Origin of the sequence: Hymenobacter sp. BRD67, from assembly GCF_013256425.1 — a bacterium.
Classification (GTDB): domain Bacteria; phylum Bacteroidota; class Bacteroidia; order Cytophagales; family Hymenobacteraceae; genus Hymenobacter.
Map to the genome: position 1 here is coordinate 3,220,040 of NZ_CP053904.1, position 12,569 is coordinate 3,232,608.

General features: G+C 58.4%; 12 protein-coding genes and 1 pseudogene. 9 read left to right on the forward strand and 4 right to left on the reverse strand.

Annotation, left to right across the window (positions count from 1 at the left end; translation table 11 throughout):
• Positions 1-36: 36 nt before the first annotated feature.
• The 5 genes from GKZ67_RS25260 (at position 37) to GKZ67_RS14950 (ending at position 4,006) form a co-directional block, all read left to right on the forward strand.
• Complete coding sequence (locus GKZ67_RS25260) at positions 37-282, forward strand: transposase DNA-binding-containing protein (protein WP_173243797.1); 246 nt, start codon at positions 37-39, stop codon at positions 280-282.
• A 190-nt stretch (positions 283-472) separates the two neighbouring features.
• Entirely contained in the window at positions 473-1,480 is a 1,008-nt protein-coding gene (locus GKZ67_RS14935) for an IS4 family transposase (RefSeq protein WP_173243799.1), read from the forward strand.
• 492 nt (positions 1,481-1,972) lie between these two features.
• The gene (locus GKZ67_RS14940) at positions 1,973-2,404 is read left to right on the forward strand and encodes a hypothetical protein (protein WP_173243802.1); all 432 of its coding nucleotides are present in this window, start codon (positions 1,973-1,975) and stop codon (positions 2,402-2,404) included.
• A 50-nt stretch (positions 2,405-2,454) separates the two neighbouring features.
• Positions 2,455-3,063 carry a YceI family protein gene (locus GKZ67_RS14945; protein WP_173243805.1) on the forward strand — a complete coding sequence of 203 codons (609 nt, stop codon included), beginning with the start codon at positions 2,455-2,457 and terminating at the stop codon, positions 3,061-3,063.
• Between the two features lie 22 nt (positions 3,064-3,085).
• On the forward strand, positions 3,086-4,006 hold the full coding sequence (locus GKZ67_RS14950) for a DUF5777 family beta-barrel protein (protein WP_173243808.1): 921 nt from the start codon (positions 3,086-3,088) through the stop codon (positions 4,004-4,006).
• A gap of 81 nt (positions 4,007-4,087) precedes the next feature.
• On the opposite strand, the gene GKZ67_RS14955 is transcribed toward GKZ67_RS14950, so the two are convergent.
• Positions 4,088-4,690, reverse strand: coding sequence for a NifU family protein (locus GKZ67_RS14955; protein WP_151085898.1), 603 nt, complete (start codon positions 4,688-4,690; stop codon positions 4,088-4,090).
• Between the two features lie 294 nt (positions 4,691-4,984).
• On the opposite strand from GKZ67_RS14955, the gene GKZ67_RS14960 reads away from it, so the two are divergent.
• Together GKZ67_RS14960 and GKZ67_RS14965 are read left to right on the forward strand one after the other, a co-directional pair.
• Complete coding sequence (locus tag GKZ67_RS14960; RefSeq protein WP_173243811.1) at positions 4,985-6,547, forward strand: insecticidal delta-endotoxin Cry8Ea1 family protein; 1,563 nt, start codon at positions 4,985-4,987, stop codon at positions 6,545-6,547.
• Positions 6,484-6,735 (forward strand): hypothetical protein, encoded by a 252-nt coding sequence (locus GKZ67_RS14965; protein WP_173243814.1) that lies wholly within the window; start codon positions 6,484-6,486, stop codon positions 6,733-6,735. The genes GKZ67_RS14960 and GKZ67_RS14965 overlap by 64 nt, the downstream gene beginning before the upstream one ends.
• A gap of 108 nt (positions 6,736-6,843) precedes the next feature.
• On the opposite strand, the pseudogene aroC reads toward GKZ67_RS14965, so the two are convergent.
• The 3 genes and pseudogenes from aroC to GKZ67_RS14980 form a co-directional block, all read right to left on the reverse strand.
• Positions 6,844-7,922: pseudogene (aroC, locus tag GKZ67_RS14970) on the reverse strand (chorismate synthase).
• A 110-nt stretch (positions 7,923-8,032) separates the two neighbouring features.
• Positions 8,033-9,211: a BatD family protein gene (locus GKZ67_RS14975; protein WP_173243817.1), complete on the reverse strand. Its 1,179-nt coding sequence runs from the start codon at positions 9,209-9,211 to the stop codon at positions 8,033-8,035.
• Positions 9,151-9,513 (reverse strand): hypothetical protein, encoded by a 363-nt coding sequence (locus GKZ67_RS14980; RefSeq protein WP_173243820.1) that lies wholly within the window; start codon positions 9,511-9,513, stop codon positions 9,151-9,153. Before GKZ67_RS14980 ends, GKZ67_RS14975 begins: the two co-directional genes overlap by 61 nt.
• Before the next feature lie 913 nt (positions 9,514-10,426).
• On the opposite strand from GKZ67_RS14980, the gene GKZ67_RS14985 reads away from it, so the two are divergent.
• Positions 10,427-11,179 carry a ferritin-like domain-containing protein gene (locus tag GKZ67_RS14985; RefSeq protein ID WP_173243823.1) on the forward strand — a complete coding sequence of 251 codons (753 nt, stop codon included), beginning with the start codon at positions 10,427-10,429 and terminating at the stop codon, positions 11,177-11,179.
• A gap of 45 nt (positions 11,180-11,224) precedes the next feature.
• A complete protein-coding gene (locus GKZ67_RS14990) occupies positions 11,225-12,271 on the forward strand; it encodes a ferritin-like domain-containing protein (RefSeq protein ID WP_173243826.1) in 1,047 nt (348 codons plus the stop codon).
• Positions 12,272-12,569 lie beyond the last annotated feature (298 nt).

Here is a 12,569-nt window from a genome sequence, read left to right on the forward strand (position 1 = left end):
CCGGCGCTTTTTTAGTGCCCTACGCGTTGGCGTGGGATGCGCATTTCTCAGCAATTTTGTGATGCCCAGCAATGGGCCAGCACGCATTTTGGGACCGTACAGCTCGGTGATGTGCGCCGCCAGCGGCGCGTCTGTACGCTAGTAGCTGGCTGGGCCCGCCAGCCTGGGGCCAGTATCCCGCAGTTGGGGCCGGGTCGGCCTACGCTAGCAAGGCCGCCTACCAGTTGCTGGGCGGGGCAGCCGTCACACCCGACATCCTGCAAGAGCCACACCGCCAATTAGTTCAGCAGCAGTTGCAGCAGGCCGGCACCTATTTGCTGGTCGAGGACACGACCCAGTTGCGCTGGGCCCCCGCCACGGCCCGCCGGGCGGGCCTGGGACCAGTGGGGGCGGGGGCCAGCGGGGAGCAGGGCGTACTGCTGCACTCGTTGGTGGCCGCCAGTTGGCCAGCCAGCGACCTACCGGCGGGGCGGTGCGCCCACCGCTGCCCTTGCTGGGGCTGCTCGACCAGCAGTTTTACGTGCGCCAGGCCCGGCCAGCGGCCGAGAAGGCGCACCCCCACGGCGGCAGCCGGCCCCGGCAGGGGCGGGTGCGCGAGTCCGCGCTGTGGGCGCGCAGCCTGCGCGCGGTTGGCTCACCGCCGGCGGCTGGGCGCTGGGTCGTGGTGGCGGACCGCGGCGCGGATATTTACGAGCATCTGCGCCAATGCCGACAGCAGGGGCTGGGCTTTGTAGTCCGGGCCGCCCAAGACCGGGGCTTGGTCGCCCCATCTGAGGCGCCACCGCCGACGCTCTTTGCCGTGGCCCGGGCGCAGCCTAGTGCCGGGCAACTGGAACTGGCCTTGCGTGCTCGTCCGGGCCAAGCGGCCCGGCAGGTGCGCCTGCAGGTGAGTTACAGTGCCGTGTTGGCGCTACGCGCTCCCCAACGGCCGGGCGCTAGTACGGGCAAAGGGGAACCGGTGGCTGCCAGCGTAGTACGGGTGTGGGAGCCGGGCGGTAAGCTGGAGTGGCTCCTACTGTGTGACGACGTGATAAGCAGCTTCCCCCAAGCACAGGAGCGGGCTCGACAGTACGCCAGCCGCTGGCTCATCGAGGACTTTCATAAAGCCCTGAAAACGGGCCTGGGTGCCGAGCGCTTGCAACTGCACACCGCCCCACGCCTGTTTGCGGCGGTGGCCTTGCTGAGCGTGGTGGCGCTGGCGCTAGTGGACCTGCGCGAGCATAGCCGCCAGCAACCCGATGCACCAGCTGAGTCGTCAGGTCTATCAGCCAGCTATTTACGGGTCTTGCGCAGCCAGCGCACGCGGCCCATTCGAACCGTGCGGGAGGTATTCTACGCCCTGGCTGGACTGGGTGGGCACCTGGGCCGAACCGGCGATGGACCGCCAGGCTGGCAGACGCTCTGGCTCGGGCTGGTGAGCCTGCGCTACTTAGCCGAAGGCGTACGGCTGGCCGCCCTGTTGCCCCCGGAAGAGCACTAAAAAAGCGCCGGCCTACCGGCCGGCGCTTTCTCTACAAGATTTGGGTAAAGACAAGCTGCACAGCCGGGCCTTTTTGTTATTTTAAGCATAAAGCCACAGTCCGCACGGCTGGCAACTATAAAGTCGCATGGGGCACGAACATTATTCGAAAACGGTGGTTGAGATTATCAGTCAGTTTACACAGCTAAAAGCAGTGATGGGCGAAAACAAAAAGTTTTCGAAGAGCTCAATCCTAGTTTTGTTGGCAAGCGTAGGTTGGCAGCAGCCTAAACGGCTTAGCTAATTTCTATATAAAGCTATTTTTTAACGCGATTACCTCCGTTAAAGACCAGTTTTTTCGCTAAAGAACTGCCTGGCTAAGGCGAGTACCCAGCTCCCGGGTTGCTACCAATTGCTACTAGCAAAGACTTGATTTACTAGTAGTTTACGGCGTATCTTTCCAAAGCCATTTCGCTTAACTATTACCTTGTTCCTACTAAATTTTTACTTTTTGTGAAATTATTTACTTTGCGGGCCAATACCCTCCGCCTGTTTGGCGTGGTAGCCGCTTTTGCCGGGCTCCTCTCAGCCTGCTCCTACACGCGCATAGCGCCCGAAGGTTGTACGACAACCTACAGTAATGTAAGCTATGCAAAAGACGTAGTGCCCATTTTCAAGTCGAACTGCTATCGGTGCCACGATGCGGCCCACTACCAGATTCCGTTTCCCAACGGCGCATCGAGCGCTATGAACATGGAATCGTTTTCATCGGTAAGCGCCTGGACTTCCCCAGCTACCGGCATCGGTGGGGTAAGCTACATGGTAGGCTGCATCCGGCACGACTCGGGCTTTAACCCCATGCCTTACGATGGCAATGGGCAGCTGGACGCCTGCCAGGTGGCACTCATTAAAACGTGGGTTGATGAGGGAGCTAAAAACAACTAGCCTCCGCTGATGCTCTCCTCCTTTTCTTTTCTTACCCTATTCACTTGGATATGACAAAACTAATACCAAGTGTGGGGCGTCTGGGCATCCTGTTGGCCTGGCTACTGCTGGGGCTGGGAAGCCCGGGGCAGGCCTGGGCACAGGGCAAATTTATGACCAGGGGCGGCCACATCTCCTTTTTTTCTGCCTCTATCATGGAGGATATTGAAGCCCGCAACGATAAGGTTGCGGCCGTATTTGACCTTGCCACCGGGCAAATAGCCTTTTCGGTGCCCATTCACGAGTTTCAGTTTAAGCGCACCCTCATGCAGGAGCACTTCAACGAGAACTACATGGAATCGGAAAAATTTCCGAAGGCCACTTTTACCGGCCAGATTAACAATGCTGCCCAGGTGCTGAAGCAGCTGCCGACGGCCACGCAGACGGTAGAGGCCGAAGGTAACCTTACGATGCACGGGGTGACGCACAAAGTATTGGTTACGGGCACCCTGCAAGTGCGTGATGGCCAGCTGGTAGTATTTGCCTACTTCAACGTGGCCCCGGCCGACTTTTCCATCGACATCCCCCTGCTTGTGCGCGAGCACATTGCCAAGTCGGTGAGCGTACGCATCAACCTCACCTGCGACGCGGTTTCGCCCGCACTGGTATCTCAACCTTAACTTTTAACTGATTTAATATTTTATGAAGCAACTCCTTACACTTTTCAGCCGCGTTTCCCTGCTGAGTCTGCTGCTCGCAGTATGGGCCGCGCCGGCGGCTCATGCGCAGGGCGACCTGCTGGGACAGCTCGATGCCGAAAGTAAAAAAGATGCCCCAAACGAGCTGGTAGATGCTACGTTTAAAAGCACCCGGCTCATCAATGGCCACACCGTTCAAACGCCCGGCGAAGGCACCCTTGTATTCCTGATTGAGCACCGCATCGGGCCGTTAAACAGCGGAGCCTATAATTTTTACGGCCTCGACCAGGCCAAAATGCGCCTGGCCCTGGAGTATGCTATCAACGACCGCCTGGAAATTGGCTTGGGGCGTTCGACCCTCGATAAAACCGTCGATGGGTTCGTAAAGCTCCGCGCTTTGCGGCAAAGCACCGGGGCCCATGCAATGCCATTTTCGGTAACGCTGTTTGCCTCTTCGGCTATTACTACCCTGCACTACGACGATAATATCGACCACACTGTCAGCCTGCGCTCGACTTACAGCTACCAGGCTCTGATTGCCCGTAAGTTCAGCACCGATTTTTCGCTGCAGTTTATGCCAACGCTCATTCACCGCAACCTGGTGATGAATGAAGGCCCGAAAAATGATATCTACGCGCTGGGAGTTGGTGGGCGCTACAAGCTTACCAAGCGCTTCTCGCTCAACGCCGAATACTACTACAACTTTGACCAATACACCAGAGACCACTTCCAGAACTCGCTGGCAGTGGGCGTGGATATTGAAACCGGCGGCCACATCTTTCAGCTGATGCTGACCAACGCGCAGGGCATGATTGAAAAGCAGTTTATCGGCGAAACGAACGACAACTTCTTCAAGGGAGGCATTTATTTTGGCTTCAACATCAACCGCAACTTTACAGTGAAGCAGCGGCGCCATAAGATATAACCGTTGGGGCAGTGGCTTATAAAAGGGGCGTCCGGCTATTAAATAAGCCGAACGCCCCTTTTTTATTATATTCAGCAAATACTATACCAGCACTCCTTCGGCTACTACCTCGCGCACTTCGGGCACCATGCGCTTGAGCAGGTTTTCGATGCCCGACTTGAGGGTAACCGTAGCCGAAGGGCAGCCCGAGCAGGAGCCCTGCAGGTTTACGGTCACGATGCCGTCGTGGTAGCTTTTGAAGGTGATGTTGCCGCCATCCTGCTCCACGGCGGGGCGCACGTAGTTATCGAGCAGGTCGATGATTTTCTGGCTTGTGAAGCCGTCCTGTTGCGTGGGGTCGCCGGCGGAGGCAGCCTGCGCGGCTTTTTGCTCAGCCGCAGGGTCTACTATAAAGAGCTGCCCACCGGCCTCCACATAGCTCTTGATAAACTGGCGCAGCTCCGGGATGATGCTGGTCCAGCCCAGCGCGGGCTGCGTTTTGGTGATGGTTACGAAGTTTTGGGCAATAAATACGCGGCCTACATAATCGAAGCCAAACAGCTCCTGGGCGATGGGCGAGTTGGCCGCCGCTTCCAGGTTGGGATAGTCTACACTCACGCCATCGGGCAGCAAGGTAGAGTTGAGCACGAATTTCATGCTCTCAGGATTGGGTGACGCCTCGGCGTAGATAGAAACAGCAGACATGACGGGAAGACTAAGGTGGCAGATAAGGGTGATTTCTGACGGCAGGGCGGACTAACAGCAGGCCGGCGGCCCCGCGGCCATAGTCGTCAGGGCCTTTCGGCGCTTACAACAGCGTAGGCCCCGCGGAGGTTGCAAAGGTAGGGCCAGCAGTGAGGTGGCGGGGCTGGCGGCCAGGCCGCCGGAAAAAAACCGCATTACCCTATTTTATCACATCATTATGCGATAAGACTGAGAAGAATAGCCGCGTACCTTGCAGCGCATTTATTCCTCACCTCCAATCCCTATTTACCTCGTATGGCGTTTATTCCCGAACCTGGCAAACCCTACAACCTCTTTGTGCAGCACAGCGGCAAAGTACTGGGCATCAGCAGGATTATCCGTGGCGCTAAGCTACAGCAGCAAACTTTTGACCCTGCCATGCCCCAGAGTCAGCAGTTTGTCTTTCACCAGGTAGGCTTTCGCGAGTACATGATTCAGGTACATGGGCACAATCTGGTGCTGGATGTGTCGGATAGTGCCCAGCATAGCGGCGACGTGCTATGCCTCTGGACCCGCAACGGAGATGACAGCAACGGCAACCAGCGCTTCAAGTTCATTTATGGTGGGCCGGGCTACTACTACATCCGCTGCTCGGTGAGTGGCAAAATGCTGGATGTGATGATGGCCTCGCAAGACGACAAGGCCGTGGTTATTCAGTACGAGCAGGCGCCGAATGCTAACGCCGGCAACCAGCACTTTCGGCCGGTACTTTCGGGGGCAGACTACAGCCACGCCGAAACGATGCCCTTTGTGCCGGAGGTGAACTCGGAGCGCCTGCGCGACACGGTCATCAGTATGGCCGGGGCCGTGCCCGAAGTGGGCTCGGGGCTGAAGGGGCTCATTGGCTTTCTGTGGCCCAAGGGCCAGAGCACGGTATTTGACCAGATGCGCAACTACGTGGAGACGCTGGTAAAGGAGCTTATCGAGGAAAACAACCTGTTGCAGATTCAAAACAAGCTCAACGGCTTTCACGACAATGCGGTAGTTTACGAAAAAACTTCTGCCACTACCAAGCAGAAAAGCGAGTATTTCACGGGCATGCTACGGGAGGTAAACAATCTTAAGCACGACGTCATCAACGCCCAGCATCCCGAAAAGCGCCTTACCTACCTGGTATCGGTGGGGAGCTTGGCCCTGGGCACCCTGCGCGAGCAATGCGTGCGCTACCAATATATCTACGGCATACCCGACCCCGACGCGGCCGACCACCTGGCGCAGTTCGATACTGCCTTTGCCGACTACACGGCAGCCTGCATTCTGAGCCGGCAGCGGGCCCTGGAGTGGCGGCTGAAAAAGATAGGCTGGCGCGAGGAGGACAAAACTATTGGCCTGGGCAATAGCAAATACACTTATTTTGCCTCCGACAGCTACGACGGCTGGAGTGCTAGCATGTACCGCACTACCAGCGGCGACGGCACGCCCAATGCCCGGCAGCGCATGCAGGTGGTGCTGCAAAACCGCATCGAGCAGGTAACGGCGCAGTTTGGGGCCGAGCTGGATGTGCTGCTGGCGCCTTCGCGCACCTGGAAATACCTCCACCCCAACCGCACTCAGCAGCCTACCACCCAGCGTAAGACCCTGGCTATGGGCACTTACGGCAGCAAAGAGGGCGTCGCGTTCAGCGACGAAAGCGCGGCGGCCGGCAAGCGCATCACGGCCATCGTTATCCACGCGGGCCTGTGGATAGATGGCATGCACCTGTGCTACGACGGCGCGCCCACGGCCATGCACGGCGGGGGGGCGGCCACCGCGCGGTGTTTGACCTGCAGCCCGACGAAGAGATTGTGTCGGTCTACGGCCGGTCGTCGTACCGCATGAACGCACTCTGGTTTGAAACCAACCAGGGCCGCGTGTACGGCCTTGCAGGAGGCCGCGACGAGGGCAATTTCTGGAGCGCCGACCCGCCCACCGCGCTCAATGCCCACCTGGGCTACATTTCGGGCTACCAGGGGGCCAGCAACCTCAACGGCCTCACGCTGCACTGGCAGTATACCGAGCTGGCGTAGGGTAGCCGGTTTGCCCACACCTTAAGGCCTGCAAGCCCCGCCCGGACGTTCCGGACGGGGCTTGTTTTTGGCTATAATCTGCTGAATTTACGCCTGCTTCCCTTTCGTCTACAGCCGGTTGGCGCGGGCGCGCAGTAGCAGGTCGGCTAGCACAAGCTGGGTCATGGCCTCCACGATGGGCACGGCCCGGGGCAGCACGCAGGCATCGTGGCGGCCCCGGCCGGCCAGCTCCACCGTTTGGCCCTGCTGGTTGATAGTTTGCTGGGTTTGCAGGATGGTAGCTACCGGCTTGAAAGCTACCCTAAAATGTACGTCCTGACCGTTGCTTATACCGCCCTGGCTGCCGCCGCTGTGGTTGGTGCGCGTGCGCACACGGCCGGTCTCATCGGTATAAAACTGGTCGTTATGGGCCGAGCCGGGCAGCCTGGTGCCTGCAAAGCCAGAGCCAAACTCGAAGCCCTTTACGGCATTGATGCTGAGCAGCGCGTGACCCAGCACGGCGGGCAGCTTATCGAATACGGGCTCGCCCAGGCCGGGCGGCAGGCCCGTAGCAATGCCCGTGACGACCCCCCTACCGTATCGCGGGCCGCCTGGGCCGCCCGGATGCGCGCTTCCATCAGCGCCGCCGTGGCGGGGTCGGGGCAGCGCACGGGGTTGCTTTCGGTCAGGCTCAGGTCCAGCTCTTTGTAACCTTTGGGTACTTCTACCTCGCCCACCGCCGAAACATAGGCCTGCACCGCTATGCCAAAAGCAGCCAGCAGCTGGGCGGCCACGGCCCCGGCGGCTACGCGGGCGGCCGTTTCGCGGGCCGAGCTGCGGCCGCCGCCCCGGTGGTCGCGCCGGCCATACTTAGCATCGTAGGTGTAGTCGGCGTGGCTGGGGCGGTAGGTCCCGGCAATGTGCGAGTAGTCGTCGGAGCGCTGGTCGGCATTAGCAATAAACAGGCTGATGGGCGTACCGGTAGTAACGCCCTCAAACACTCCCGACTGCACCTGCACGCGGTCGGCCTCCTGGCGCGGCGTTGTAAGGGCCGACTGCCCCGGCCGGCGGCGGTCCAGCGCCCGTTGAATAGTGGCCGGGTCGAGCGCCAGTCCGGCCGGGCAGCCGTCGATAATAACCCCAATACCCACTCCATGTGACTCGCCGAAGGTGGTGATGCGAAAAAGCGTTCCGAAAGTGTTTGACATGAAGCGTGAGCTGCGAAGTTGTTAGGTCATAATCGTCAGCTGCTAACAAAAAGAGGTAGCTCATTTGCCTGACAACTGATGGCGGATAGCGGATAAGCTGGCTGGCAAAGTTACCCCGCCCGCCACCACCCTACCACTGCCACTGCCAGCAGCAGTACTACCAAGAGGGCCGCGTACCGGCCCACTTGCTTGTATACCCCCAGGGGCTGCAGTTGGGTATCAGCTCGCAGCATTGCCGGACCATAAAAGGGGTCGTCAACGGGGCGGGCAGTGGCCGGCAAGCGTTCACCGCCACCTATTACTAGCTTTAGCTGCGGGCGTAAGGTGTCGTAGCGAGCCGTGCGCGGATTGAAAAACGGCAGCTGGAGCAGGCTATCGAGGGCCAGGGCACCCGGCCGCTGCGTCACCAACCGATAGCGAAAGCTTTTCTGGATTCGCCCATCCGGCAGCGTATTATCCCGAATATCGGGGCCATATACTTCCAGGCCGCTACGCGGGTGCAGCGTAGGGGGCACCAGGGCCGCCGCATTGCCGCTCCCTTCCACGCCAAAGGTGTACGTGAAGGCTTCCCCGGTGCGAAAACGCGTACTGCTGATACCCTCGTGCAGCACGTAGTCGCCGACTATTGCGCCACCCGGGGCGGGCAGCGGGCGCACAGCCACGCGCAGCGCCGGTGCCACGTAGGTCTTATACATAGCCAACCGCTCATTTTCGCCGGGCTGCGGCTTTTTCAGTAATTTAAACTTCGTGAGCGTGAGGCTCAGCGCCGGAAACAGCAGGCTCTGTGGGGTAAGCGGGTAGTAAGTGCCGGCCGCCAGCCGGAAGCGCAGGTACACCTGCCCATTGGCGCGGCGCACGCTATCAGGCAACACGGAGGGGTCGGCCACGGGCACCTCCCAGGTAGTAGGCTGGCGCAGCTGCCGCAGTAGCTCGGTAAGCTGGTTGTTGAAATCGTAGAAATTAAGCAGCGCCTGGTCGGCCGGCCGAAGATAAAAATACAGACTCACCCGCACGCCCTGCCCCACAAATACACGGTCGCGGTCGGCCTCCAGCACCAGGGACGCATCATCGGGAGGCTCGTAGAAGTACTTCGGCTTGGGCTTGCCCAGCAGCTGGTCGAGCGAGCCCACGCCCGTACCGGGCGGGGCCGCCCCGACATCGGGCGCCGGCAGTGCGGGGCCCACCCGTACCCGGCCGCCGGGGCTGGGCAGTACCTGGCCATTCACGGTCAGGGAAAAAGGCGGCACCACATAGTCGCCTTCGGTATAGGGCAGGTAGCGCTGCTCCACGGTAAGCTCGGTGCGGTGGCCCCGCCGGGCAGCAGTTGTGTAGCCGTAGTGGTAGCCTGCCCGCCCTTGCGAAATCCTTCGATTTCGGGAAACTCCGAATGGCTGACCAAGGGAGTACCCCGCAGCCGGAAGGCCAGCTTTAGTGGCCCGGCCAGCGAAATCGCAGCGGGCACCGGCAGAAGCACAGCTTCGCCAGGGGGCCGGGCTGCCGGCTGGGCCTGCAAAGCCAGGCTGCTCAGCAGCCACCAGGCCAGCCACAGCCACCAGGCAGCTCCAACCAGTATTGCTCGCCGCGCTATCAATTTAATAGAATGAAAATCCAGGCCATCTGCAAAGCTCGTACGTGTCCATGCTTCTTTCCTCCGGGCGAGTCAGCTTTTTTCGCTATGCTATTTCTACTGAAGCAATAAATTTACGCTATTCTAACAGCCTACTCAGGCAGGAAACGTTAAATATCAATTAATTTATATATTATCAAAAAGGCCAGTCTGCAAAGACTGGCCTTTTTGCTGCTGTGGGCTGGCCGCCCCCGACCTGCCCACAGCCTGGGCAGGTTAGGGGCGGCTTTCCGTACTAATAAATCACTACATAATTGACCGGTGCGGGAATCCTTCTGGCGGAGGCGCTCACTCCTGCGCTTAGCGCAACCACGCGGCATTCAACGCGCTGTAAAATTGCACATTATCACGATACAGCTAATGGCAAAACCTCTTTGTACCGACGCGGAACTCCTGGTAAAGACCCAAGCCAAGTAAGCCGCTTTACGTGCAGCTACCTGTTTTTTCGGTCCTCTAAATTGCCTTTTAGGAATCCGCTCCCGGCTACCTCAACGTAGATTGATTTGGAAGCCAAGCTTGGGCGATGCGCATAAGTGGCCGGTGCTCCAGTAAAACGGCTACAATGACTTATTATAGTTAAAACAAACATTCAAAAAATCTTATTATTCTGGCATTAAGACAAAACTGCTATGTGGCTTTATTTTTAGATTTTTTTATCCAACTTGTTTTTAATAACGTAACTGTCGGTAAAGCACTTACCGCCGAATTACTACCTAGCCCAGCGCAACAACAATCTACCTCCCCCATATCCTTAACCAGTCAGGGCCGTAAAGGACTACCAGCAAGCCCAAAAACGGGGTTGGACTATTGCTATACATAGTTTGGCCAGGCAGTTTGAGTAATCACTTTAGTTTCTCTTTTTTCCTTTTCCTTTTTTATGTCCAACATCATTTCCTCCGGTCCAGCGCTACAAGGGCCCGACCTTGATAAGCCGCTGTACACGCCCATCAAGCGGCGCTCTTTCTTTATGTATGCCGGCGCTACCGCCGGCGCCACCGCCCTGGTCTTGGCCGGCTGCAGCAAGAGCGACTCATCGCCGGGCACAGTAAGTGTAGGGAGTGGCGACGTGGGCGTACTTAACTACGCCTACGCCCTCGAGCAGCTTGAGGCGGCCTTCTACACTCAGGTTCGCACCGGCTCGTACTACACGGGTGCCAACGCTGCTGAAAAGCAGATTCTGGACGACCTCTACTACCACGAGGTAATTCACCGTGATTTCTTCAAGGCCGCCATTACCGGGGCCGGTGCTACGCCTATCAAGGCCCTGACGCCCGACTTCTCGAAGATTGACTTCACGTCGAAAAGCTCGGTACTAGGTGCGGCGCAGGCTTTTGAGGACCTGGGCGTGGCAGCCTACAATGGGGCGGGCAAGTTTATCACTACGCCGGCGTACCTGGTTATTGCCGGTAAGATTGTTTCGGTTGAAGCTCGTCACGCAGCCCTTATCCGCGACCTTGTGCAGGAAGGCAACTTCGTCGGAGGCGACGTTATCAACCTGAGTGGTACCAACAATAACAACGGTTTGAGCCCATTGAGCACGGAGTATTCCAAACTGCCTTCGGTAGTAGTAGCTACGGCCAATACCTACCTGGCCGATGGCTCTAAGCTCGATGTTTCCGGCCTCGGCTAATCGGCAGCTCCGTCCTAATTCCTCATCTTCCTATCCACTATTGCCATGAATTTTTTTCATATCCTTTCCGAAATCGAGAAAGTTGACCCGGAAGTTTACGAGCGTCTAGATTCTCGCCGTTCGGTATTCAAAAACATGGGCGGCCTGGGCCGCACCCTAACGGCGGCGGCGCTGCCGCTGGCGCTGGGTGCTATCTTCAACAAAGCCTACGCTCAGACTTCCACGGCAGCTACCGTGCTGCAGGTGCTAAACTACGCCCTGAAGCTGGAGTATCTGGAAACCACCTTCTACAACCTGGGTATAGGTACCACTAGCTCCAACACCGGCACCAGCACTACCCAGTCGGCGCTGCGCGGCCAGTATAGCGCTACCAACCTTTCCTCGCTCGACCTTATCCGGGTCGATGAGAATAACCACGTCAACGACCTGATTGCTACGATTAAAGCACTGGGTGGCATTCCTATCAACGCTCCCAGCTCCACACTCGTACTGCCGGGTGTAACGGCCGACTTTGACTTTACCGGTGGTAAAGGCACGGGTGCAGGTCCTTTCAGCGGCGCTAGCTTCGTATTCAGCAACCCGGCCGTTTTCCTGGGAGTAGCTCAATCGCTCGAAGACACAGGCGTACGGGCCTATAAAGGCGGCGCTACTGCCCTGATGAGCAACCAGAACGTATTGACGACGGCGCTCAACATTCACTCGGTAGAGGCTCGTCATGCTTCCCGCCTGCGCACTATGCGTCGCGGTGGCGTTACGAATAATGCCGCTTCCAGCGTTGCACCTACCAACCCCAACTCCGAAGCCGACCGTTCGGCTTCGCCCAAGAGCTGGGTATCGGGCAAAGACGGTGGTGGAGCGGTTCCTTCCGTAACGGCTCCTATCTATGGCCCCGGCGCCGACCCAACCAACTACCCCGGTGAGGATAATATCACGCAGGGCGGTGTTGCCTTATCGTCGTCTACGCTAACAGCTACCTCGGGCTTCCCGGCGCTGTCTTACTCAGAGGCTTTTGACGAGCCCCTGGATATGGCTACCGTAGTAACTATCGCCAAAACGTTTGCTACTACTACCAGCAAGTTCTTCGACCAATAGCCGGTTGGGTGTACTTACCTAAAAAGAGGGCTTGCCAGCGATGGCAAGCCCTCTTTTTAGGTAGAGCGGCTCCTAGGCAGCCCGCCCGGTACACGCATTTGAAAACGGCGCCAAGCTGCACCCCAACTTGGGAGTTACTCCAGGGGCCCAGCGAAACTGAGTGGTGGGGTGTCAGCTGCGCTGGCGTATACTCTTCCCGAAGCTGCGCCAACTTTTTCTGCAATCGGATTTAAGCTGCCTGGCAAGCAGCCATTTGCCCGGATAATTGTTATTCGATAACCGGGAATCTGGGCAGGCT